The organism is Pseudomonas sp. B21-035, assembly GCF_024748945.1.
Classification (GTDB): domain Bacteria; phylum Pseudomonadota; class Gammaproteobacteria; order Pseudomonadales; family Pseudomonadaceae; genus Aquipseudomonas.
In genome coordinates this window covers 2077878-2102357 of record NZ_CP087179.1, presented here as the reverse complement: position 1 = coordinate 2102357, position 24480 = coordinate 2077878, and the positions used below count along the sequence as shown (strand labels likewise).

Annotated in this window: 22 protein-coding genes; all 22 read left to right on the top strand. The window is 62.7% G+C overall.

Annotated features, from left to right (window positions below; translation table 11 throughout):
• Nucleotides 1-105 precede the first annotated feature (105 nt).
• The 22 genes from LOY22_RS09640 (at nucleotide 106) to nuoN (ending at nucleotide 24452) form a co-directional block, all read left to right on the top strand.
• Entirely contained in the window at nucleotides 106-540 is a 435-nt protein-coding gene (locus LOY22_RS09640) for an NUDIX hydrolase (RefSeq protein WP_082075505.1), read from the top strand.
• Between the two features lie 70 nt (nucleotides 541-610).
• The gene (gene mnmA / locus LOY22_RS09635; RefSeq protein ID WP_258597221.1) at nucleotides 611-1735 is read left to right on the top strand and encodes a tRNA 2-thiouridine(34) synthase MnmA; all 1125 of its coding nucleotides are present in this window, start codon (nucleotides 611-613) and stop codon (nucleotides 1733-1735) included.
• Nucleotides 1732-2352, top strand: coding sequence for a high frequency lysogenization protein HflD (hflD, locus tag LOY22_RS09630; protein ID WP_045201395.1), 621 nt, complete (start codon nucleotides 1732-1734; stop codon nucleotides 2350-2352). The genes mnmA and hflD overlap by 4 nt, the downstream gene beginning before the upstream one ends.
• A 179-nt stretch (nucleotides 2353-2531) precedes the next feature.
• Nucleotides 2532-3902 carry an adenylosuccinate lyase gene (gene purB / locus LOY22_RS09625; protein WP_010226761.1) on the top strand — a complete coding sequence of 457 codons (1371 nt, stop codon included), beginning with the start codon at nucleotides 2532-2534 and terminating at the stop codon, nucleotides 3900-3902.
• An 82-nt stretch (nucleotides 3903-3984) separates the two neighbouring features.
• Complete coding sequence (locus tag LOY22_RS09620; protein ID WP_045201394.1) at nucleotides 3985-5151, top strand: cupin domain-containing protein; 1167 nt, start codon at nucleotides 3985-3987, stop codon at nucleotides 5149-5151.
• Complete coding sequence (locus LOY22_RS09615) at nucleotides 5144-5578, top strand: GNAT family N-acetyltransferase (RefSeq protein WP_038996039.1); 435 nt, start codon at nucleotides 5144-5146, stop codon at nucleotides 5576-5578. Before LOY22_RS09620 ends, LOY22_RS09615 begins: the two co-directional genes overlap by 8 nt.
• 124 nt (nucleotides 5579-5702) lie before the next feature.
• Nucleotides 5703-6467 carry a secretin N-terminal domain-containing protein gene (locus tag LOY22_RS09610; protein WP_093384911.1) on the top strand — a complete coding sequence of 255 codons (765 nt, stop codon included), beginning with the start codon at nucleotides 5703-5705 and terminating at the stop codon, nucleotides 6465-6467.
• A gap of 488 nt (nucleotides 6468-6955) precedes the next feature.
• On the top strand, nucleotides 6956-8281 hold the full coding sequence (gene aceA / locus LOY22_RS09605; protein ID WP_038996041.1) for an isocitrate lyase: 1326 nt from the start codon (nucleotides 6956-6958) through the stop codon (nucleotides 8279-8281).
• 184 nt (nucleotides 8282-8465) lie between these two features.
• The gene (locus tag LOY22_RS09600) at nucleotides 8466-9128 is read left to right on the top strand and encodes a lysoplasmalogenase (protein WP_045201393.1); all 663 of its coding nucleotides are present in this window, start codon (nucleotides 8466-8468) and stop codon (nucleotides 9126-9128) included.
• A 358-nt stretch (nucleotides 9129-9486) separates the two neighbouring features.
• Nucleotides 9487-9900 carry an NADH-quinone oxidoreductase subunit A gene (locus LOY22_RS09595; protein WP_010220397.1) on the top strand — a complete coding sequence of 138 codons (414 nt, stop codon included), beginning with the start codon at nucleotides 9487-9489 and terminating at the stop codon, nucleotides 9898-9900.
• Nucleotides 9901-9910: 10 nt separating this feature from the next.
• Nucleotides 9911-10588: an NADH-quinone oxidoreductase subunit B gene (locus tag LOY22_RS09590; RefSeq protein ID WP_010220398.1), complete on the top strand. Its 678-nt coding sequence runs from the start codon at nucleotides 9911-9913 to the stop codon at nucleotides 10586-10588.
• 78 nt (nucleotides 10589-10666) lie between these two features.
• Nucleotides 10667-12448, top strand: coding sequence for an NADH-quinone oxidoreductase subunit C/D (nuoC, locus tag LOY22_RS09585; protein WP_195883506.1), 1782 nt, complete (start codon nucleotides 10667-10669; stop codon nucleotides 12446-12448).
• 2 nt (nucleotides 12449-12450) lie between these two features.
• Nucleotides 12451-12948, top strand: coding sequence for an NADH-quinone oxidoreductase subunit NuoE (nuoE, locus tag LOY22_RS09580; RefSeq protein ID WP_012313767.1), 498 nt, complete (start codon nucleotides 12451-12453; stop codon nucleotides 12946-12948).
• A complete protein-coding gene (nuoF, locus tag LOY22_RS09575) occupies nucleotides 12945-14318 on the top strand; it encodes an NADH-quinone oxidoreductase subunit NuoF (RefSeq protein ID WP_045201391.1) in 1374 nt (457 codons plus the stop codon). The genes nuoE and nuoF overlap by 4 nt, the downstream gene beginning before the upstream one ends.
• A 133-nt stretch (nucleotides 14319-14451) precedes the next feature.
• Nucleotides 14452-17166 (top strand): NADH-quinone oxidoreductase subunit NuoG, encoded by a 2715-nt coding sequence (gene nuoG / locus LOY22_RS09570; protein ID WP_258597214.1) that lies wholly within the window; start codon nucleotides 14452-14454, stop codon nucleotides 17164-17166.
• A complete protein-coding gene (nuoH, locus tag LOY22_RS09565) occupies nucleotides 17163-18170 on the top strand; it encodes an NADH-quinone oxidoreductase subunit NuoH (protein WP_038996049.1) in 1008 nt (335 codons plus the stop codon). Before nuoG ends, nuoH begins: the two co-directional genes overlap by 4 nt.
• A gap of 11 nt (nucleotides 18171-18181) precedes the next feature.
• Entirely contained in the window at nucleotides 18182-18730 is a 549-nt protein-coding gene (nuoI, locus tag LOY22_RS09560) for an NADH-quinone oxidoreductase subunit NuoI (protein WP_009400993.1), read from the top strand.
• Nucleotides 18731-18739: 9 nt separating this feature from the next.
• Nucleotides 18740-19240, top strand: coding sequence for an NADH-quinone oxidoreductase subunit J (nuoJ, locus tag LOY22_RS09555; protein ID WP_038996050.1), 501 nt, complete (start codon nucleotides 18740-18742; stop codon nucleotides 19238-19240).
• Between the two features lie 4 nt (nucleotides 19241-19244).
• Nucleotides 19245-19553, top strand: a complete 309-nt coding sequence (gene nuoK, locus LOY22_RS09550) for an NADH-quinone oxidoreductase subunit NuoK (RefSeq protein WP_028944232.1) — start codon at nucleotides 19245-19247, stop codon at nucleotides 19551-19553.
• Nucleotides 19550-21403, top strand: coding sequence for an NADH-quinone oxidoreductase subunit L (gene nuoL, locus LOY22_RS09545; RefSeq protein ID WP_258597211.1), 1854 nt, complete (start codon nucleotides 19550-19552; stop codon nucleotides 21401-21403). Before nuoK ends, nuoL begins: the two co-directional genes overlap by 4 nt.
• Nucleotides 21404-21442: 39 nt before the next feature.
• On the top strand, nucleotides 21443-22975 hold the full coding sequence (nuoM, locus tag LOY22_RS09540) for an NADH-quinone oxidoreductase subunit M (RefSeq protein WP_045201389.1): 1533 nt from the start codon (nucleotides 21443-21445) through the stop codon (nucleotides 22973-22975).
• Between the two features lie 7 nt (nucleotides 22976-22982).
• Nucleotides 22983-24452: an NADH-quinone oxidoreductase subunit NuoN gene (gene nuoN / locus LOY22_RS09535; RefSeq protein ID WP_045201388.1), complete on the top strand. Its 1470-nt coding sequence runs from the start codon at nucleotides 22983-22985 to the stop codon at nucleotides 24450-24452.
• The last annotated feature ends 28 nt before the right edge of the window (nucleotides 24453-24480 follow it).

The following is a 24480-nucleotide window of genomic DNA, read 5'->3' as shown; positions in this document are numbered from 1 at the left end:
TTAGCTTTGAGTTTCAAGCTGCAAGCTACAAGAAAGAGCCTTGCGCGCACGGCTTTTACTTGTAGCTTGCAGCTTGAAACTTACAACTTAGGGAGAGAATCGACCGTGCGCCCCCACATCACCGTCGCCACCATTATCGAAGACCAGGGCCGCTTCCTCATGGTCGAGGAATTCAAGGCCGGCAAGCACGTCTTCAACCAACCCGCCGGCCACCTGGAGGCCAACGAGAGCCTGCTCGACGCCGCCCGCCGCGAAACCCTCGAAGAAACCGCCTGGGAGGTCGAGCTGACCGGCGTGGTCGGTATCTATCTGTACACCGCCCCCAGCAACGGCGTGACCTACCAGCGCATCTGCTTCGCCGCCCGGGCGCTCAAGCACCACCCCGAGCGGGCCCTGGACAGCGACATCGTGCGCGCCGTGTGGCTGAGCCGCGAGGAGCTGCTGGCCGACCCCGAGCGCTGGCGCAGCGAACTGGTGCCCCGTTGCATCGACGATTACCTGGCCGGCCCGCTGCACAGCCTGGCGTTGATTCGCGACTGACAGCAACGATGCCTTGAAGGCCGCAGCCTGATAGAATCGTTGTCTTTTTCCAGATACACAGCCGGTACCTATGACCAGTCCAGCACTTTACGAACCCGAAAAGACACGCGTTATCGTCGGCATGTCCGGCGGCGTGGACTCTTCCGTCTCCGCCCTCCTGCTGATGGAGCAGGGCTACCAGGTGGAAGGCCTGTTCATGAAGAACTGGGAAGAGGACGACGGCACCGAATACTGCACCGCCCGCGAAGACCTGGCCGATGCCCAGGCCGTGTGCGACCGCATCGGCATCAAACTGCATACCGCCAACTTCGCCGCCGAATACTGGGATAACGTCTTCGAGCACTTTCTGGCCGAATACAAGGCCGGACGCACGCCAAACCCGGACATCCTCTGCAACCGCGAAATCAAGTTCAAGGCCTTCCTCGACTACGCGCTGATGCTCGGTGCCGACCTGATCGCCACCGGTCACTACGTGCGCCGCCGCGACGTCGATGGCCGTACCGAACTGCTCAAGGGCCTGGACCCGAACAAGGACCAGAGCTACTTCCTGCACGCCGTCGGCGGCAAGGAAATCGCCCGCACGCTGTTCCCGGTCGGCGAGCTGGAAAAACCCGAAGTCCGTGCCATCGCCGAGAAACACGGCCTGGCCACGGCCAAGAAGAAAGACTCCACCGGCATCTGCTTTATCGGCGAGCGGCGCTTCAGCGACTTCCTCAAGCAGTACCTGCCCGCGCAGCCGGGCGAGATCCAGACCACCGACGGCGAAGTCATCGGTCGTCACCATGGCCTGATGTACCACACCATTGGCCAGCGCCAGGGCCTGGGCATCGGCGGCCTGAAAGACGCCGGCGACGAGCCGTGGTACGTACTGGAAAAAGACCTGACCCGCAACGTGCTGGTGGTCGGCCAGGGCAACGAACACCCCTGGCTGTTCTCCCGCGCCCTGCTCGCTTCAGAAATTTTCTGGGTCAACCCGATTGACCTTTCCAGCCCACGGCGCCTGACCGCCAAGGTGCGCTACCGCCAGAGCGACCAGCACTGCACCCTGGAGCAAACCCCGGGCGGCTACCGCGCGGTGTTCGACGAGCCGCAGCGGGCCGTGACCCCAGGCCAGTCGGTGGTGTTCTATGACGGCGAAATCTGCCTCGGCGGCGGCGTGATCGAAACCGCCGAGCCGTGGAGCGCGCGCGCATGAATGCCATGCAAGAGCAGTTGATCGCCCTGGGCGGCGTGTTCCAGGCTGCGGTGCTGGTCGACCGTATCGCCCGCACCGGCCAGGCCAGCGAGGCCAACCTTGGCTGCATGCTCGGCAGCCTGCTGGTACGCGACCCCAAGGACACCCTGGAGGTGTTCGGCGGTGACGACCTGAACCTGCGCGACGGCTACCGCGCCCTGGCCAGCGCCCTGGAGCGCGACCCCGGCAGCCTGCAGCGCGAGCCGCTGCGCTATGCCCTGTCGATGCTGGGCCTTGAGCGCCAGCTGGCCAAGCGCGGCGACATGCTTGACGTGATTGGCAACCGCCTGCCGCAAATCCAGTCCCAGGCCGAGCATTTCGGCCTGGTGCATGAAAATGTCATCGCTTCCAGCGGCGCCCTGTACCAGGACACCCTGAGCACCCTGCGCCAGCGCATCCAGGTGCACGGCGACATGCGCCACCTGCAGCAGCCCAGCAACGCCTCGAAGATTCGCGCCCTGCTGCTTGCCGGCATCCGCGCCGCGCGCCTGTGGCGGCAGCTCGGCGGGCATCGCTGGCAGCTGGTGATCAGCCGGCGCAAACTGCTCAAAGAGCTGTATCCGATGTTGCGTGGCTGATAAAGCCATCGCGGGTCAAGCCCGCTCCCACAGAGGCTTCCTTCAACCTGTGGGAGCGGGCTTGACCCGCAAAAAAGCCAAAGAATTACCGGCAGACCATTTGTCAGCCACCCGACCCGGGCGCGTTTTTCATGTATGATATGCGCCCTTTTCAAAGCCTGACTGTCCGAGAACACCCCATGCAGCTTTCCTCGCTCACTGCGGTTTCCCCTGTTGACGGCCGCTACGCCGGCAAAACCCAGGCCCTGCGCCCTATTTTCAGCGAATACGGCCTGATCCGTTTCCGCGCCCTGGTCGAGGTTCGCTGGCTCCAGCGCCTGGCCGCCCACCCGCAAATCGCCGAGGTTCCGGCTTTTTCCGCCGAAGCCAACGCCCTGCTCAACGGCCTGGCCGATGAGTTCGCCCTCGAGCACGCCGAGCGCGTCAAAGAGATCGAGCGCACCACCAACCACGACGTCAAGGCCATCGAGTACCTGCTCAAGGAGCAGGCTGCCAAGCTGCCGGAGCTGGCCAAGGTCAGTGAATTCATCCACTTCGCCTGCACCAGCGAGGACATCAACAACCTGTCCCACGCCCTGATGCTGCGCGAAGGCCGCGACAGCGTGCTGCTGCCGCTGATGCGCCAGATCGCCCAGGCCATCCGCGAGCTGGCCCACCGCTTCGCCGACGTGCCGATGCTGTCGCGCACCCACGGCCAACCGGCTTCGCCGACCACCCTGGGTAAAGAGCTGGCCAACGTCGTCTACCGTCTGGAGCGCCAGATCGCTCAGGTTGCCGCCGTGCCGCTGCTGGGCAAAATCAACGGCGCCGTGGGCAACTACAACGCCCACCTGTCGGCCTACCCGCAAATCGACTGGGAAGCCAACGCCCGCGCTTTCATCGAAGACGAGCTGGGCCTGGTGTTCAACCCCTACACCACGCAGATCGAGCCGCACGACTACATCGCCGAGCTGTTCGACGCGATCGCCCGCTTCAACACCATCCTGATCGACTTCGACCGCGACGTCTGGGGCTACATCTCCCTGGGCTACTTCAAGCAGCGCACCATCGCTGGCGAAATCGGCTCCTCGACCATGCCGCACAAGGTCAACCCGATCGACTTCGAAAACTCCGAAGGCAACCTGGGTATCGCCAACGCCCTGTTCCAGCACCTGGCCAGCAAGCTGCCGGTGTCGCGCTGGCAGCGTGACCTGACCGACTCCACCGTGCTGCGCAACCTGGGCGTCGGTTTCGCCCACAGCGTGATCGCCTACGAGGCCAGCCTCAAAGGCATCAGCAAGCTGGAAATCAACCAAGCGCGTATCGCCGAAGACCTCGACGCCTGCTGGGAAGTGCTCGCCGAGCCGATCCAGACCGTCATGCGCCGCTACAACATCGAGAACCCCTACGAGAAGCTCAAGGAGCTGACCCGTGGCAAAGGCATCAGCCCCGAAGCGCTGCTGACCTTCATCGATGGCCTGGACATGCCTGCAGAGGCTCGCAGCGAGCTGAAGAAGCTGACGCCAGCCTCCTACATCGGTAATGCCGCGGCTCAAGCCAAACGCGTCTAATCTGCGCCCTGCGCGTAAACGCCCGGCTCAGCCGGGCGTTTTTATTACCGAAAGAAAATTACTTTTTTTCAATAGGTTACACATGAATCCTGATACTCCTCTGCAGCTTCTGGGCGGCCTCACTGCCCGCGAATTCATGCGCGACTACTGGCAGAAGAAACCCCTGCTGGTGCGCCAGGCCTTCCCGGACTTCGAAAGCCCGATCGATGCCGACGAACTGGCCGGCCTGGCCCTGGAAGAAGAAGTCGAATCGCGCCTGGTCATCGAACATGGCGAGCGCCCTTGGGAGCTGCGCCGCGGCCCGTTCGAAGAAGACGCCTTCAGCACCCTGCCCGAGCGCGACTGGACCCTGCTGGTGCAAGCGGTCGATCAGTTCGTGCCGGAAGTCGGCGAGCTGCTCGAGCACTTTCGCTTCCTGCCAAGCTGGCGCATCGACGATGTGATGATCAGCTACGCCGCGCCCGGCGGCAGCGTCGGCCCGCACTTCGACAACTACGACGTGTTCCTGCTGCAAGGCCAGGGCAAGCGCAACTGGAAGATCGGCCAGATGTGCGACAGCGACAGCCCGCTGCTGGAGCACGCCGACCTGCGCATCCTGGCTGAATTCGAACAGAGCGAGGAGTGGTCCCTGGAGCCCGGCGACATGCTCTACCTGCCGCCGCGCCTGGCCCACTACGGCATTGCCGAAGATGACTGCCTGACCTACTCGGTAGGTTTCCGCGCCCCGGGCGCCGCTGAAGTGCTGACCCACTTCACCGACTTCCTCAGCCAGTTCCTGCCTGACGAAGAGCGCTACACCGACGCCGATGCCGAGCCGGTCAGCGACCCGCACCAGATCCAGCACGATGCCCTCGACCGCCTGAAGAAGCTGCTCACCGAACACATGGGTGACGAGCGCCTGCTGCTGACCTGGTTCGGCCAGTTCATGACCGAGCCGCGTTATCCGGAGCTGGTCAGCGGCGAGCCGCTGGACGAAGCCGACCTGATCGAGAGCCTGGCCGAAGGCGCGATCCTGATCCGCAACCCGAGCGCTCGCCTGGCCTGGTCGGAAGTCGATGACAACCTGCTGCTGTTCGCCAGCGGCCAGAGCCGCCTGCTGCCGGGCGAGCTGCGCGAGCTGCTGAAGCTGATCTGCGCCGCCGACGCGTTGCACATTGAAAACCTTGAGCAGTGGCTTGAAAACGATCAAGGCATTACCTTGATCTGCGAACTGGTCAAACAAGGAAGCCTGGGGTTCGCCAATGAATAAGATTCGCGTCCGTCTCGCCGACTGGCAAAAAGACAACGCTGACATCCGCCGTATTCGTGAAGCCGTGTTCATCGCCGAACAGAACGTGCCGCCGGAGCTGGAGTGGGATGCCGACGACAACACCGCCGTGCATTTCCTCGCCATGGAAGGTGACTACGCCATCGGCACCGCGCGCCTGCTGCCTGACGGCCAGATCGGCCGGGTTTCGGTGCTCAAGGACTGGCGCGGGCTGAAGGTCGGTGACGCGCTGATGCAAGCGGTCATCGTCGAAGCACAGAACCGCGACCTCAAACAGCAGATGCTCAGCGCCCAGGTGCATGCCACGCCGTTCTACGAGCGCCTTGGCTTCAAGGTGGTCAGCGAAGAGTTCCTCGAGGCGGGCATTCCGCACGTGGACATGGTGCGCGAGTCGCGCGAGCTGGCCTGATAATCCATCGCGGGGCAAGTCGAGGCGTCGCACCGCCGCTCCCACAGGGCCTGGTGGGAGCTGCGGTGCGACGCCTCGACTTGCCCCGCGATGAAGCCAGCAAAACCCCTACAAATTTGCCATCATGTCCACTCCACCCGCGGAGATCATGGACATGCCGCTACGCCCCCTTCTCGCCTCCCTGCTTCTGTCGTTCAGCCTGAGTGCGCTGGCCGCCACCGAAGTCCTGCCGCTGAGTCACCGCACCAGCGCTGAAATCCTCCCCACCGCGCAAGCCTTCATCGGCAAGGACGGCAGCGTCAGCGCCTTTGAAAACAAACTGATCGTCAACGCCGAACCCGAACGCATCGACGACCTGCGCACCCTGCTGCAGCAACTGGACACCGCGCCGCGCAGGCTTCTGATCAGCGTCGACAACAACGACAGCAACTTCCAGGACAACCGCGGCAATGCCCGGGTCATCCGCTACGGCACCGCCAACCGCGAAGGCGGCCTGCAACAGGTGCAAGCCAGCGAAGGCAGCCCGGCGCTGATCCAGGTCGGCCAGAGCATCCCGATCACCAGCACCAGTACCGATGGCTACGGCCGGGTGCAGAGCGACACCGAATACCGCAACGTCACCCAGGGCTTCTACGTCACCGCCAGCGTTACTGGCGACACCGTGCACCTGAACATCAGTACCAACAATGACCGGATGAGCCAGGAACGTCCTGATGTAGTGAAGGTGCAAAGTACCGACACAAAAGTCAGCGGCAAGCTCGGTGAGTGGATCACCTTGGCCGGGGTCAACCAGCAGAGTCAGTCCGAACGCAGTGCTTCAACGCTCAGTTACAGCACCCAGCGCGGTGAAAACATGACATTGCGGGTAAAAGTCGACGCTTTGGACTGAACCCAGACAAATCAAGGCCTCGACCAAAGGCCTCGAAACTGACTGAGGAGTCCCATTAGACGAAAGATGTAGTGGTGATAAAAAACCACTACAAAACATTTGACGACCCCGAACCGCCGAGGCATGATGGCCCCGCTCCCGCTAATCAGAGGCCCTGGCAAGGGCTTTCGAGCCGCGCTCTAACCTACCCACCTGAGCCGACTCGTGTCTGTACCGCCCACAAGGCAGTTTGACGAGATTGCGACTGGAACGAAGTTGTCCCGAGGGACGGAAGCGCATCAAAAGGTACCCGGCAGCACTGTTCACTGCAGTTCGGCAACCACGAGCCACCCTGCAGCGAAAACCTCGCCCACCTGCTCACTTCCCCCTTCGAGCCCCATCGTTCGATCGTCGCATATTTCGCCCATACTGACCTTTGCCAGGCTTCTGATCTGCGCAGTAGAGAGCGAGAATTTTTACCCAAGACCGATGCGACGAGGTTTATTTCCATGGCACTGACACGCGAACAGCAAATTGCAGCCCTCGAAAAAGACTGGGCCGAGAACCCGCGCTGGAAAGGCGTGACCCGTACCTACACCGCCGCTGATGTCGTTCGTCTGCGTGGCTCGATCCAGCCTGAGCACACCCTGGCCCGTCTGGGTGCCGAGAAGCTGTGGAAGCTGGTCACCCAGGGCGCACACCCGTCCTTCCGTCCAGAAAAAGATTTCGTCAACTGCATGGGCGCCCTGACCGGCGGCCAGGCTGTACAACAGGTCAAAGCCGGTATCCAGGCCATCTACCTGTCCGGCTGGCAAGTGGCTGCCGACAACAACTCGGCCGAATCCATGTACCCGGACCAGTCGCTGTACCCGGTGGACTCGGTGCCAACCGTGGTCAAGCGCATCAACAACTCGTTCCGTCGCGCTGACCAGATCCAGTGGAAAGCCGGCAAGAACCCGGGCGACGAAGGCTACATCGACTACTTCGCGCCGATCGTGGCTGACGCCGAAGCCGGTTTCGGTGGCGTACTGAACGCCTACGAGCTGATGAAGAACATGATCGAAGCAGGCGCCGCCGGCGTGCACTTCGAAGACCAGCTGGCCTCGGTGAAAAAATGCGGCCACATGGGCGGCAAGGTACTGGTTCCTACCCAGGAAGCCGTACAGAAGCTGAGCGCTGCCCGTCTGGCGGCCGACGTTGCCGGCGTACCGACCATCATCCTGGCCCGTACCGACGCCAACGCCGCTGACCTCTTGACCAGCGACTGCGACCCGTACGACCAGCCGTTCGTGGTTGGCGAGCGTACCCAGGAAGGCTTCTACAAGGTTCGTGCCGGCCTCGACCAAGCCATCGCCCGCGGCCTGGCCTACGCGCCATACGCCGACCTGATCTGGTGTGAAACCGCCAAGCCGGACCTGGACGAAGCCCGCCGCTTCGCCGAAGCGATCAAGAAGGAATACCCGGACCAGATCCTGTCGTACAACTGCTCGCCTTCCTTCAACTGGAAGAAGAACCTGGACGACGCCACCATCGCCAAGTTCCAGCGCGAACTGTCGGCCATGGGCTACAAGCACCAGTTCATCACCCTGGCCGGTATCCACAACATGTGGCACGGCATGTTCAACCTGGCGCACGACTACGCCCGCAACGACATGACCGCCTACGTCAAGCTGCAAGAGCAAGAGTTCGCTGACGCCTCGAAAGGCTACACCTTCGTCGCCCACCAGCAGGAAGTCGGCACCGGCTACTTCGACGACATGACCACCGTGATCCAGGGTGGCAAGTCTTCGGTAACCGCACTGACCGGTTCGACTGAAGAAGAGCAGTTCCACTGATCGCTGATCGGTTGCTGACATTCGGGTAACACGCAAGACCCGGGGCCTGTGATGGGGCCCCGGGTTTTGTTTTTTGTGGGAGCGGGCTTGCCCCGCGATAGCGATGTTGCTGATTGACCGCTATCGCGGGTCAAGCCCGCTCCTACAGGCTATGCTAGGTGCACAACAACACCAAGGATCGGCCATGTCCCGCCCTGTCACCCTGCTCTGCCTGGCCCTGCTGGGCGCAGCCTTCTATATATATGCACTGGCCAGCGCCAATGCACTGCTGGGGCTGGCGGTCAAGCCGATCCCGGTGCTGGCGCTGATCTACTGGCTTAGCACCGCAGAGCCAACCCCCTACCGGCGCTGGATCATCATCGGCCTGGGCTTTTCCTTGCTCGGCGACATCCTCCTGGCCGTACCGGGCGACCTGTTTGTGTTTGGCCTGGCGGCCTTTCTCTGCGCGCACCTGGCCTACCTGCGCGGCTACCTGGGTGAGAACCGCCAGCTGGCGCCCGCGGCCCTGCTCGGTTCGGCGATTGTCGGCGCGTTACTGCTGGGGCTGCTGATCAGCTCCGGCCTGGGTGAACTGCTGATACCGGTCACCGTGTACGCCCTGGCCATCAGCGCCATGCTCTGGCGCGCCCTGGCCTGTGGCGGCCTGGCAGCGCTGGGCGCGGTGTCCTTCGTGTTTTCCGACAGCCTGATCGGCATCGACCGCTTCGTCAGCCCGTTCGGCGCCGCCCAGTACCTGATCATCATTGCCTACTGGCTGGGCCAGTGGGCGATTGCCGCCTCGGCCTACACCAGGCAACCGGCAAAAGCCTTGATCCAGAGCGCGGCGGGGCAAGAAAAAACAGGTTAAAACACAGGGTGTGGAAACTTGCGGGTGACGACCATGTTGCACAACTTTGTAGTTGACTCGAACAGTAGGACTAAACGCACCGCTTCAAATGATATTAATTATCATTACGAAGTTGCTGGTTCATTACGTTTTACAAGAAACATAATTAACAGAACCCGGGGCAATGCCCGGCCTGCGTGGCCTGCAGCCTGTTACGAAAGATTTTTGTTCTTAATCTTACGAATAAATTTGCTGCAGAAATTTTACTTGCACCGGGTTTACCCATAAAATCAGCGCGATAGATTCCGCTGCGACATATCGTCACTGCTCTACTTCTTTTCAAGCCGCAGAGACTGGTCTCTGTATAAGGATTTTCAGCATGCCCGATTCGACAGGACTCATCGCCCACAACTGGGGCTTTGCCATTTTCCTTTTGGGTGTCGTAGGCCTGTGTGCCTTCATGCTCGGTCTGTCCGCCCTGCTCGGCAGCAAGGCCTGGGGCCGCAGCAAGAACGAACCCTTCGAGTCCGGCATGCTGCCCACTGGCGGCGCCCGCTTGCGCCTGTCAGCCAAATTCTATCTGGTCGCGATGCTGTTCGTGATCTTCGATATCGAAGCCCTCTTTCTCTTTGCATGGTCTGTGTCCGTCCGCGAAAGCGGCTGGACCGGATTCGTCGAAGCACTCGTTTTCATAGCAATTCTGTTGGCAGGTCTTGTCTACCTATGGCGCGTCGGGGCACTTGATTGGGCTCCCGAAGGTCGTCGCAAGCGGCAAGCGAAGCTGAAACAATGAGGCTTTGGCAATGCAATACAATCTCACCAGAATCGACCCGGATGCTCCCAACGAGCAATATCCAATCGGAGAGCGGGAAACCGTCTCCGATTCGCTGCTAGAGGACCAGGTCCACAAGAACATCTTCATGGGCAAACTTGAAGATGTGCTCAGTGGCGCGGTCAACTGGGGGCGTAAGAACTCCCTGTGGCCGTACAACTTCGGCCTCTCCTGCTGCTACGTGGAAATGACCACGGCCTTCACGGCGCCCCACGACATTGCCCGCTTCGGCGCCGAAGTCATCCGGGCATCGCCGCGTCAGGCCGACTTCATGGTCATCGCCGGCACCTGCTTCATCAAGATGGCGCCGATCATCCAGCGCCTGTACGAGCAGATGCTCGAACCCAAGTGGGTCATCTCCATGGGTTCGTGCGCCAACTCCGGTGGCATGTACGACATTTACTCGGTCGTTCAGGGGGTCGACAAGTTCCTCCCCGTGGATGTCTACGTGCCTGGCTGCCCGCCTCGCCCTGAAGCCTTCCTGCAAGGCCTGATGCTGTTGCAGGAGTCGATTGGCCAGGAGCGTCGTCCTCTTTCCTGGGTTGTCGGTGATCAAGGCATTTACCGTGCCGAGATGCCGTCGCAGAAAGAGCAACGCCGTGAACAGCGCATCCAGGTCACCAACCTGCGCAGCCCCGACGAAGTCTGATCCAGCGACCTGTTGCCTGCGCATGCGCGACAGGCAGCCTGGCTTCATTCTCTACGTTGACCGAAAGCGACCGAGACCATGACAGCGGACACCGCTATTTATATCCCGCCTTACAAGGCTGACGACCAGGATGTGGTCGTCGAACTGAACAACAAATTCGGCCCCGAAGCGTTCGTCGCCCAGGAAACCCGCACCGGCATGCCGGTGCTTTGGGTTACCCGCGAAAAACTCAAGGACGTGCTGAGTTTCCTGCGCCACGTCGCCAAGCCGTACAGCATGCTCTACGACCTGCACGGCGTCGACGAGCGCCTGCGCACCCAGCGCCGCGGCCTGCCGGGCGCCGACTTCAGTGTGTTCTACCACCTGCTGTCGGTGGAGCGGAACAGCGACGTGATGATCAAGGTGGCCTTGAGCGAAGGTGACCTCAACCTGCCGACCGTCACCGGTATCTGGCCCAACGCCAACTGGTACGAGCGTGAAGTCTGGGACATGTTCGGCATCGACTTTGCCGGCCACCCGCACCTGACCCGGATCATGATGCCGCCGACCTGGGAAGGTCACCCGCTGCGCAAGGACTACCCTGCGCGCGCCACCGAGTTCGATCCGTACAGCCTGACCCTGGCCAAGCAGCAGCTCGAGGAAGAAGCCGCGCGCTTCAATCCTGAGGCCTGGGGCATGAAGCGTTCCGGCGCCAACGAGGACTACATGTTCCTCAACCTCGGCCCGAACCACCCTTCGGCCCACGGTGCCTTCCGTATCGTCCTGCAGCTGGACGGCGAAGAGATCGTCGACTGCGTCCCGGACATCGGCTACCACCACCGTGGCGCCGAGAAGATGGCCGAGCGCCAGTCCTGGCACAGCTTCATCCCCTACACCGACCGTATCGACTACCTCGGCGGGGTGATGAACAACCTGCCGTACGTGCTGGCGGTAGAGAAGCTGGCCGGTATCCAGGTGCCGCAGAAGGTCGACGTGATCCGCATCATGCTCGCCGAGTTCTTCCGCATCACCAGCCACCTGCTGTTCCTGGGTACCTACATCCAGGACGTCGGCGCCATGACCCCGGTGTTCTTCACCTTCACCGACCGTCAGCGCGCCTACACCGTGATCGAAGCCATCACCGGCTTCCGTCTGCACCCGGCCTGGTACCGCATCGGCGGCGTTGCCCACGACCTGCCGCGCGGCTGGGAAAAACTGGTGAAAGACTTCGTCGACTGGCTGCCCAAGCGCCTCGACGAATACACCAAGGCCGCCCTGCAGAACAGCATCCTCAAGGGCCGGACCATCGGCGTTGCCCAGTACAACACCAAAGAGGCCCTGGAATGGGGCGTCACCGGTGCCGGCCTGCGTTCCACCGGTCTTGACTTCGACCTGCGCAAGGCCCGCCCTTACTCCGGCTACGAGAACTTCGAGTTCGAAGTGCCGCTGGCCCACAACGGCGATGCCTACGATCGCTGCATGGTCCGTGTCGAGGAGATGCGCCAGAGTATCCGCATCATCGACCAGTGCCTGCGCAACATGCCGGAAGGCCCGTACAAGGCGGATCACCCGCTGACCACGCCGCCGCCGAAAGAGCGCACCCTGCAGCACATCGAAACCCTGATCACTCACTTCCTGCAGGTTTCGTGGGGCCCGGTGATGCCGGCCAACGAGTCCTTCCAGATGATCGAGGCGACCAAGGGCATCAACAGTTACTACCTGACGAGCGACGGCGGCACCATGAGCTACCGCACCCGGATCCGTACCCCGAGCTACCCGCACCTGCAGCAGATCCCTTCGGTGATCCGCGGCAGCATGGTCGCGGACCTCATTGCGTACCTGGGCAGTATCGACTTCGTTATGGCTGACGTGGACCGCTAAGCATGAACAGCACGCTTATCCAAACCGACCGTTTCGCCCTGAGCGAAACCGAGCGCTCGGCCATCGAGCACGAGATGCATCACTACGAGGACCCGCGCGCGGCGTCCATCGAAGCCCTGAAGATCGTCCAGAAGGAACGCGGCTGGGTGCCGGACGGCGCCATCTACGCCATCGGCGAAGTGCTCGGCATTCCTGCCAGCGACGTCGAAGGCGTGGCCACTTTCTATAGCCAGATCTTCCGTCAACCGGTTGGCCGGCACATCATCCGCGTCTGCGACAGCATGGTCTGCTACATCGGCGGTCACGAGTCGGTGGTCAGCCAGATCCAGAGCGAGCTGGGCATTGGCCTCGGCCAGACCACCGCAGACGGGCGCTTCACCCTGCTGCCGGTATGCTGCCTGGGTAACTGCGACAAGGCCCCGGCGCTGATGATCGACGACGACACCTTTGGCGACGTGCAGCCTGCTGGCGTCTCCAAACTGCTGGAGGGTTACGTATGACCATCACTTCCTTCGGCCCGGCCAACCGCATTGCGCGTTCGGCTGAAACCCATCCGCTGACCTGGCGCCTGCGTGACGACGGCGAGCCGCTGTGGCTCGACGAGTACCAGGCCAAGGACGGCTACGCCGCCGCCCGCAAGGCCCTGGCGCAAATGTCCCAGGACGATATCGTCCAGACCGTAAAAGATTCCGGCCTCAAGGGCCGTGGCGGTGCGGGCTTCCCCACCGGCGTCAAATGGGGCCTGATGCCCAAAGACGAATCCATGAACATCCGCTACCTGCTGTGCAACGCGGACGAAATGGAGCCCAACACCTGGAAAGACCGCATGCTGATGGAGCAACAGCCCCATCTGCTGATCGAAGGCATGCTGATCAGCGCCCGCGCGCTGAAGGCCTACCGCGGCTACATCTTCCTGCGTGGCGAATACACCACCGCAGCGCGCAACCTCACCCGTGCGGTCGAGGAAGCCAAGGCTGCCGGCCTTTTGGGCAAGAACATCCTTGGCAGCGGCTTCGACTTCGAGCTGTTCGTCCACACCGGTGCCGGGCGCTACATCTGCGGTGAAGAAACCGCTCTGATCAACTCCCTCGAAGGCCGCCGCGCCAACCCGCGCTCCAAGCCGCCCTTCCCTGCCGCCGTTGGCGTGTGGGGCAAGCCGACCTGCGTGAACAACGTCGAGACCCTGTGCAACGTGCCCGCCATCGTCGGCAACGGCATCGACTGGTACAAGTCGCTGGCCCGCGAAGGCAGCGAAGACCACGGCACCAAGCTGATGGGATTCTCCGGCAAGGTCAAGAACCCGGGCCTGTGGGAGCTGCCGTTCGGCGTCCCGGCCCGCGAGCTGTTCGAAGACTACGCCGGCGGCATGCGCGATGGCTTCAAGCTCAAGTGCTGGCAGCCAGGCGGCGCCGGTACCGGTTTCCTGCTGCCCGAGCACCTGGATGCGCAAATGTACGCCGGTGGTATTGCCAAGGTCGGCACCCGCATGGGTACCGGCCTGGCCATGGCCGTGGACGACAGCGTCAACATGGTCTCGCTGCTGCGCAACATGGAAGAGTTCTTCGCCCGTGAATCCTGTGGCTTCTGCACCCCGTGCCGCGACGGCCTGCCGTGGAGCGTCAAGCTCCTGCGCGCCCTCGAGAAAGGCCAGGGCCAGCAGGGCGACATCGAGACCCTGCTGGGTCTGGTCGGTTTCCTCGGCCCAGGCAAGACCTTCTGTGCCCACGCACCGGGCGCCGTTGAGCCGCTGGGTAGCGCGATCAAGTACTTCCGCCCTGAGTTCGAGGCTGGCATTGCCGCCCAGGCACCGGCTGCTGCCGCTGCCGGCCTGCGCCCGGACCTGGCGAAGCCGATCGTCGTCGGCGCATAACGAATAACAACGCGGGCGGTCCGTGCCGCCCGCTGCCTGCCCAGCTCGCCCGGGGACACCTGTCGCGGGCTGCAGGCACACAGATTTCCATTAGCCACGCCCGCAGACGCGGGCCAACGAAGAACTTTGAACCATGGCCACTATCCACGTAGACGGCAAAGAGCTCGAAGTCAACGGCGCAGACAACCTGTTACAGGCGTGTCTGTCGCTCGGCCTCGACATCCCCTATTTCTGCTGGCACCCGGCGCTCGGTAGCGTCGGTGCCTGCCGGCAGTGCGCGGTCAAGCAGTACACCGACGAGAACGACACCCGTGGTCGCATCGTCATGTCCTGCATGACCCCTGCCACCGATGGCAGCTGGATTTCCATCGAAGACGAAGAAGCCAAGGTATTCCGTGCCAGCGTCGTCGAATGGCTGATGACCAACCACCCGCACGACTGCCCGGTCTGTGAGGAAGGCGGTCACTGCCACCTGCAAGACATGACGGTAATGACCGGCCACAACGAGCGCCGCTACCGTTTCACCAAGCGTACCCACCAGAACCAGGAGCTCGGCCCGTTCATCGCCCACGAGATGAACCGCTGCATCGCCTGCTACCGTTGCGTGCGTTACTACAAGGACTACGCCGGCGGTACCGACCTGGGCGTATTCGGTGCCCACGACAACGTCTACTTCGGTCGCGTTGAAGATGGCACCCTCGAGAGCGAGTTCTCCGGCAACCTCACCGAGGTCTGCCCGACCGGTGTGTTCACCGACAAGACCCACTCCGAGCGCTACAACCGCAAATGGGACATGCAGTTCGCCCCGAGCATCTGCCATGGCTGCTCCAGCGGTTGCAACATCAGCCCGGGTGAGCGCTACGGCGAACTGCGCCGGATCGAAAACCGCTTCAACGGTTCGGTCAACCAGTACTTCCTCTGCGACCGTGGCCGTTTCGGCTATGGCTACGTCAACCGTGAAGACCGTCCACGTCAGCCACTGCTGGCCGACGGCACCAAGCTGAGCCTGGATGCCGCTCTGGACAAGGCCGCGGACATGCTGCGCGGGCGCAATATCGTCGGTATCGGTTCGCCGCGTGCCAGCCTTGAAAGCAACTACGGCCTGCGTGAGCTGGTCGGCGCCGAGCACTTCTACTCGGGTATGGAAGCCGCTGAGCTGGCCCGCGTACGCCTGGCCCTGCAAGTGCTCAACGACAGCCCGCTGCCAGTGCCGACCCTGCGCGACATGGAAGACCATGACGCGGTGTTCGTCCTCGGCGAAGACCTGACCCAGACCGCTGCCCGCGTGGCCCTGGCCCTGCGCCAGTCGGTCAAGGGCAAGGCCGAAGCCATGGCCGATGCCATGCGCGTTCAGCCGTGGCTCGATGCCGCGGTGAAGAACATCGGCCAGCACGCCATGTACCCGCTGTTTATCGCAAGCCTGGCCGAAACCAAGCTCGATGACGTCGCCGAAGAGTGCGTACACGCCGCGCCGGACGACCTCGCCCGCATCGGTTTCGCCGTGGCTCACGCCATCGACCCGAGCGCGCCAGCCGTTGACGGCCTGGACGCCGAAGCCCTGGCCCTGGCCAAGCGCATCGCCGACGCCCTGGTGGCCGCCAACCGTCCGCTGGTGGTTGCCGGTACCTCGCTGGCCTCCAACGCCCTGATCGAAGCCGCGGCCAACATCGCCAAGGCCCTGAAACTGCGCGAGAAGAACGGTTCGCTGAGCCTGGTGGTGCCCGAGGCCAACAGCCTCGGCCTGGCCATGCTCGGTGGCGAGTCGATCGATGCCGCGCTGAATGCGGTGATCGAAGGCAAGGCCGACGCCATTGTCGTGCTCGAAAACGACCTGTACAGCCGCGTTGCCGCGGCCAAGGTCGACGCTGCCCTGGCCGCCGCCAAGGTGGTCATCGTTGCCGATCACCAGAAGACCGCCACCACCGACCGCGCCCACCTGGTGCTGCCGGCGGCGACCTTCGCCGAAGGCGACGGCACCCTGGTCAGCCTGGAAGGCCGCGCCCAGCGCTTCTTCCAGGTGTTCGACCCAACCTACCTGGACAGCAGCATCCTGGTTCACGAAGGCTGGCGCTGGATGCACGCCCTGCGTGCCACCCTGCTCAACAAGCCGGTCGACTGGACCCAGCTGGACCACGTCACCAGCGCCTGCGCCGCGGTCGCGCCGCAACTGTCCGGCATCGTCAACGCCGCACCGTCCGCGTCGTTCCGCATCAAGGGCATGAAGCTTGCGCGTGAGCCGCTGCGCTACTCCGGCCGTACCGCCATGCGCGCCAACATCAGCGTGCACGAGCCGCGTACCCCGCAAGACAAGGACACCGCGTTCGCCTTCTCCATGGAAGGTTACTCGGGTTCGGCCGAACCGCGCTCGCAAGTGCCGTTCGCCTGGTCGCCGGGCTGGAACTCGCCGCAAGCCTGGAACAAGTTTCAGGACGAGGTCGGTGGTCACCTGCGCGCAGGCGACCCGGGCACCCGCCTGATCGAAACCCAGGGCGACAAGCTCAACTGGTTCGCCAGCGTTCCGGCAGCTTTCGCTCCGGCCCGTGGCACCTGGCAAGCGGTGCCGTTCTACCACCTGTTCGGCAGCGAAGAGAACTCCTCGCGCGCAGCCCCGGTGCAAGAGCGCATCCCAGAAGCCTACGTGGCCCTGGCCAAGTCCGAAGCCGACCGCCTGGGTGTCAACGACGGCGCCCTGCTCAGCCTCAACGTCGCCGGCGTTACCCTGCGTCTGCCGCTGCGCATCAATGAAGAACTGGGCGCAGGCCTGGTTGCCCTGCCGAAAGGCCTGGCCGGCATTCCGCCAGCCATCTTCGGTGCATCCGTCGAAGGCCTGCAGGAGGCAGCACAATGACCTGGTTCACCCCTGAAGTGATCGATGTGATCATCACCGTCATCAAGGCCATCGTGGTCTTGCTGGCCGTGGTGGTCTGCGGTGCGCTGCTCAGCTTCGTCGAGCGGCGCCTGCTGGGCTGGTGGCAGGACCGCTACGGTCCGAACCGCGTCGGCCCGTTCGGCATGTTCCAGATCGCTGCCGACATGCTCAAGATGTTCTTCAAGGAAGACTGGAACCCGCCCTTCGTCGACAAGGTGATCTTCACCCTGGCGCCGGTGGTGGCCATGAGCGCCTTGCTGATCGCCTTCGCGATCATCCCGATCACCCCGACCTGGGGTGTTGCGGATCTGAACATCGGCCTGCTGTTCTTCTTCGCCATGGCCGGCCTTTCGGTATACGCGGTACTGTTCGCCGGCTGGTCGTCGAACAACAAGTACGCCCTGCTTGGCAGCCTGCGGGCCTCGGCCCAGACCGTGTCGTACGAAGTGTTCATGGGCCTGGCGCTGATGGGCATCGTTGCCCAGGTCGGCTCGTTCAACATGCGCGATATCGTTGACTACCAGGCCCAGAACCTGTGGTTCATCATTCCGCAGTTCTTCGGCTTCTGCACCTTCTTCATCGCTGGCGTCGCCGTGACTCACCGTCACCCGTTCGACCAGCCGGAAGCGGAACAGGAACTGGCCGACGGTTACCACATTGAATATGCCGGCATGAAATGGGGCATGTTCTTCGTCGGTGAGTACATCGGCATCATCCTGATCTCGGCGCTGCTGGTAACCCTGTTCTTCGGTGGCTGGCACGGCCCGTTCGGCATCCTGCCGCAACTGTCGTTCGTCTGGTTCGCCCTGAAGACCGCGTTCTTCATCATGCTGTTCATCCTGCTGCGCGCCTCTATTCCGCGCCCGCGCTATGACCAGGTGATGGACTTCAGCTGGAAGTTCTGCCTGCCGCTGACCCTGATCAATTTGCTGGTGACCGCTGCGCTCGTGTTGCTCAACACGCCAGCTGTTGCGGCCCAGTGAGGATTTGACCCATGTTCAAATATATTGGCGACATCGTTAAGGGCACTGGCACCCAGCTGCGCAGCCTGGTGATGGTGTTCTCTCACGGTTTTCGCAAACGTGACACCCTGCAGTACCCCGAAGAGCCGGTCTACCTGCCGCCACGCTACCGTGGCCGCATCGTCCTGACCCGCGACCCGGATGGCGAAGAGCGCTGTGTAGCGTGCAACCTGTGTGCCGTGGCTTGCCCGGTCGGTTGCATCTCGCTGCAGAAAGCCGAAACAGAAGACGGTCGTTGGTACCCGGAGTTCTTCCGCATCAACTTCTCCCGTTGCATTTTCTGCGGCCTCTGCGAGGAAGCCTGCCCGACCACCGCGATCCAGCTCACCCCGGATTTCGAGATGGCCGAGTTCAAACGTCAGGACCTGGTGTACGAGAAAGAAGATCTGCTGATCTCCGGCCCCGGCAAGAACCCTGACTACAACTTCTACCGTGTTGCAGGTATGGCTGTTGCCGGCAAGCCGAAAGGCGCCGCGCAGAACGAAGCCGAGCCGATCAACGTGAAGAGCTTGCTCCCTTAAGGAAGAAAGATGGAATTCGCTTTCTATTTCGCATCCGGTGTCGCTGTGGTGTCCACCCTTCGGGTGATCACCAACACCAACCCCGTGCACGCCCTGCTCTACCTGATCATTTCGCTGATCTCCGTGGCGATGACCTTCTTCGCCCTCGGCGCTCCGTTCGCCGGTGTCCTGGAAGTGATCGCCTACGCTGGCGCCATCATGGTGCTGTTCGTCTTCGTGGTGATGATGCTCAACCTCGGGCCGGCTTCGGTCGCCCAGGAACGCGGCTGGCTCAAGCCGGGCATCTGGCTCGGCCCGGTGGTGCTTGGCGCACTGCTGCTGGTCGAACTGCTGTACGTGCTGTTCGCCAGCGAAAGCGGCGCCGGCATCGGCCACACCACGGTTGACGCCAAGGCCGTCGGCATCAGCCTGTTCGGCCCTTACCTGCTGGTGGTGGAACTGGCCTCGATGCTGCTGCTCGCCGCAGCGGTGACGGCTTTCCACCTCGGCCGCAACGAGGCGAAGGAGTAATCACATGCCAGCAATTCCTCTCGAACATGGCCTGGCCGTCGCCGGCATCCTGTTCTGCCTCGGCCTTGTCGGCCTGATGGTGCGCCGCAATATTCTTTTCGTGTTGATGAGCCTGGAAATCATGATGAACGCCTCGGCACTGGCTTTCATCGTCGCCGGCAGCCGCTGGGCGCAACCGGATGGACAGATCATGTTCATCCTGGTGATCAGCCTGGCAGCGGCCGAGGCCAGTATCGGCCTGGCGATCCTGTTGCAGCTGTATCGCCGCTTCCACACTCTCGATATCGATGCTGCCAGTGAGATGCGCGGATGAACCTTCTCTTTCTGACGTTCGTATTCCCCCTGATCGGCTTCCTGCTGCTGTCGTTCTCGCGCGGCCGCTGGTCCGAGAACCTGTCGGCGCTGGTTGGCGTCGGTTCGGTGGGCCTCTCGGCCATCGTCGCCGCCTACGTGATCTGGCAGTTCAATGTCGCCCCGCCTGCAGGCGGCGCGTACAGCCAGCTGCTGTGGCAGTGGATGTCGGTGGACGGCTTTGCGCCGAACTTCACCCTGTACCTGGACGGCCTGTCGGTGACCATGCTTGGCGTGGTGGTCGGCGTCGGCTTCCTGATCCACCTGTTCGCCTCCTGGTACATGCGCGGTGAAGCCGGTTACTCGCGCTTCTTCGCCTACACCAACCTGTTCATTGCCAGCATGCTGTTCCTGATCCTGGGCGACAACCTGCTGTTCATCTACTTCGGTTGGGAAGGCGTGGGCCTGTGTTCGTACCTGTTGATCGGTTTCTACTACAGCAACCGCAACAACGGTAACGCCGCACTCAAAGCCTTCATCGTCACCCGAATCGGCGACGTGTTCATGGCCATCGGCCTGTTCATCCTGTTCCAGCAACTGGGCTCCCTGAACGTTCAGGAACTGCTGGTGCTGGCCCCGCAGAAATTCCAGGCGGGTGATTTCTGGATGGTCCTGGCAACCCTGATGCTGCTCGGTGGCGCGGTCGGTAAATCGGCCCAGCTGCCGCTGCAGACCTGGCTTGCCGACGCGATGGCCGGCCCTACCCCGGTTTCGGCACTGATCCACGCGGCAACCATGGTGACCGCGGGCGTTTACCTGATTGCCCGTACCCACGGCCTGTTCGCCCTGGCCCCCGACGTGCTGCACCTGGTCGGTGTGGTCGGCGGCGTGACCCTGGTGCTGGCCGGCTTTGCCGCCCTGGTGCAGACCGACATCAAGCGCATCCTCGCCTACTCGACCATGAGCCAGATCGGCTACATGTTCCTGGCCCTGGGCGTTGGTGCCTGGGAAGGCGCGATCTTCCACCTGATGACCCACGCCTTCTTCAAGGCCCTGCTGTTCCTTGCTTCCGGTGCGGTGATCGTTGCCTGCCACCACGAGCAGAACATCTTCAAGATGGGCGGCCTGTGGAAGAAACTGCCACTGGCCTACGCCAGCTTCATCGTCGGTGGTGCCGCCCTGGCTGCCCTGCCGCTGCTGACCGCCGGCTTCTACTCGAAAGACGAGATCCTCTGGGAAGCCTTCGCCAGCGGCAACAACGGTCTGCTGTACGCCGGCCTGGTCGGTGCCTTCATGACCTCGCTGTACACCTTCCGCCTGATCTTCATCGCCTTCCACGGCGAAGCCAAGACCGAAGCTCACGCCGGCCACGGGATTTCCCACTGGCTGCCGCTGGGCGTGCTGATCGTGCTGTCGACCTTCGTCGGTGCCTGGATTCATCCACCGCTGGCGGGCGTGCTGCCGCAGAGCGTCGGCCATGCCGGCGGCGAAGCCAAGCACAGCCTGGAAATCGCCTCGGGCGCTATCGCCATCGCCGGTATCCTGCTGGCGGCGATGCTGTTCCTGGGCAAGCGTCGCCTGGTTACCGCGATTGCCAACAGCGGCATCGGTCGCGTGCTGTCGGCCTGGTGGTTCGCCGCCTGGGGCTTCGACTGGATCTACGACAAGCTGTTCGTCAAACCTTACCTGCTGATCAGCCACATCCTGCGCAAGGATCCGGTTGACCGCAGCATTGGCCTGATTCCGCGTATGGCGAAGGGCGGTCATGCCGCCATGAGCAAAACCGAAACCGGTCAGCTGCGCTGGTACACCGCTTCGATCGCCGTAGGTGCCGTGCTTGTGCTCGGTGCCGTTGTTATGGCTGCGGTCTGATATGAACCTTGCGACTTTGCGAAAGGAATTGAGCCCGTCATGATTTTGCCTTGGCTGATCCTGATCCCCTTCATCGGCGGCCTGCTGTGCTGGCTGGGTGAGCGCTTCGGCGCCACCCTGCCGCGCTGGATTGCGCTGCTGACCATGTCCCTGCTGCTTGGTATCGGCCTCTGGCTGTGGGCCAACGGGGACTACACCCTGGCCCCTGCACCGGGCGCCGCGCCCGAGTGGGCGTTCGAATTCAAAGTGCTGTGGATCGAACGCTTCGGCATCAGCCTGCACCTGGCCCTCGATGGCCTGTCGCTGCTGATGATCCTGCTCACCGGCCTGCTCGGTGTGCTCTCGGTACTGTGCTCGTGGAAAGAGATCACTCGCCACGTCGGCTTCTTCCACCTCAACCTGATGTGGATCCTGGGCGGCGTGGTCGGTGTGTTCCTGGCCCTGGACCTGTTCCTGTTCTTCTTCTTCTGGGAAATGATGCTGGTGCCGATGTATTTCCTCATCGCGCTCTGGGGTCACAGCTCCTCGGATGGCAAGAAGACCCGGATCTACGCCGCCACCAAGTTCTTCATCTTCACCCAGGCCAGCGGCCTGATCATGCTGGTGGCGATCCTTGGTCTGGTACTGGTCAACTACAGCAACACCGGTGTGATCACCTTCGATTACACCCAGTTGCTCAAGGCCGACCTGCCGGCGGGCACCGAGTACCTGCTGATGCTCGGCTTCTTCATCGCCTTCGCGGTCAAGCTGCCGGTTGTGCCGTTCCACTCCTGGCTGCCTGACGCTCACGCCCAGGCACCGACCGCAGGTTCCGTCGACCTCGCCGGTATCTTGCTGAAGACTGCGGCCTACGGCCTGCTGCGTTTCGCCCTGCCGTTGTTCCCGAACGCTTCGGCCGAGTTTGCGCCGATCGCCATGACCCTGGGTCTGATCGGGATTTTCTACGGTGCTTTCCTGGCCTTCGCCCAGACCGACATCAAGCGTCTGATCGCCTTCTCCAGCGTTTCGCACATGGGCTTCGTGCTGATCGGGATCTACTCCGGCAGCCAGCAGGCCCTGCAAGGCGCGGTGATCCAGATGCTGGCTCACGGCCTGTCGGCAGCGGCACTGTTTATTCTCAGCGGCCAGCTGTACGAGCGCCTGCATACCCGTGACATGCGTCAGATGGGCGGCCTGTGGCACCGCATCGCCTACCTGCCGGCCATCAGCCTGTTCTTCGCCGCCGCCTCCCTGGGCCTGCCAGGCACCGGTAACTTCGTTGGCGAATTCCTGATCCTGATCGGCAGCTTCGTCGCTTCGCCGTGGGTCACCGTGATCGCTACTTCCGGCCTGGTGTTCGGTTCGGTGTACTCGCTGATCATGATTCACCGCGCCTACTTCGGCCCGGCCAAATCCGATGAAGTCCTGGCTGGCATGGACACCCGCGAACTGATCATGGTGCTGGGCCTGGCTGGCCTGCTGATCCTGCTGGGCGTCTACCCACAGCCGTTCCTGGACACTTCTGCCGCCACCATGAGTGGTGTACAGCAGTGGCTGGGTTCCGCTTTCACTCAACTCGCTTCGGCCCGGTAAGAGCGCTATGGACCTGACGATTCAACACTTTATCGCGCTTGCGCCGCTGCTGATCACCACCATCACCACGGTCGTGGTGATGCTGGCGATCGCCTGGCGGCGCAACCACTCGCAAACCTTCCTGCTGTCGACCGTGGGCCTGAACCTGGCCCTGCTGTCGATCATCCCGGCGCTGAAGGTTGCGCCCCTGGCAGTCACCCCGCTGCTGACCATCGACAACTTCGCCTGCCTGTACATGGCGCTGATCCTGGTTGCCACCCTGGCTTGCGTCACCCTCGCCCACGCCTACCTGGGTGATGGCGGCAAAGGCTACCCGGGCAACCGCGAAGAGCTGTACCTGCTGATCCTGATGTCCGCCCTGGGCGGTCTGGTACTGGTCAGCGCGCAGCACCTGGCTGGCCTATTCATCGGCCTTGAGCTGCTCTCGGTACCGGTCTATGGCCTGGTCGCCTATGCCTTCTTCAACAAGCGTTCGCTGGAAGCCGGCATCAAGTACATGGTGCTCTCGGCTGCTGGTTCCGCCTTCTTGCTGTTCGGCATGGCGCTGTTGTATGCCGACGCTGGCAGCCTGAGCTTCGACGGCATTGGCAAGGCCCTGGCGGCCACCAGCATGCCAAGCATGATCGCCCAGCTGGGCCTGGGCATGATGCTGGTCGGCCTGGCGTTCAAACTGTCGCTGGTGCCGTTCCACCTGTGGACCCCGGACGTCTACGAAGGTGCTCCGGCACCGGTCGCCGCCTTCCTGGCCACCGCCAGCAAGGTCGCGGTGTTCGCCGTCGTCGTACGCCTGTTCATGATCTCCCCTGCGGCCAGCAGCGGCGTATTGACCACCGTGCTGTCGGTGATCGCCGTGGCCTCGATCCTGATCGGTAACCTGCTGGCGCTGACCCAGAGCAACCTCAAGCGCCTGCTCGGCTACTCCTCGATCGCCCACTTCGGTTACCTGCTGATCGCCCTGGTGGCGAGCAAGGGCCTGGCGGTCGAAGCCATCGGCGTGTACCTGGTCACCTACGTGATCACCAGCCTCGGTGCCTTCGGCGTCATCACCCTGATGTCCTCGCCATACAACGGTCGTGACGCCGACGCCCTGTACGAGTACCGCGGCCTGTTCTGGCGCCGTCCGTACCTGACCGCGGTGCTGACCGTGATGATGCTGTCGCTGGCCGGTATCCCGCTGACCGCAGGCTTCATCGGCAAGTTCTACATCATCGCTACCGGCGTCGAGTCGCAGCTGTGGTGGCTGGTCGGTGCCCTGGTGATCGGTAGTGCCATCGGCGTGTTCTACTACCTGCGCGTGATGGTCACCCTGTACCTGATCGAGCCAAACCTGCGTCGTCACGACGCCCCGCTGAACTGGGAACAGCGCACCGGCGGCGTGATGCTGCTGGCCATCGCCATCCTCGCCTTCGTCCTGGGCGTGTACCCGCAGCCGTTGCTGGACATGGTCCAGCATGCAGGCCTGCAACTGATCGGTTGATCGATCAGGCACTGATAAACACCCCGCT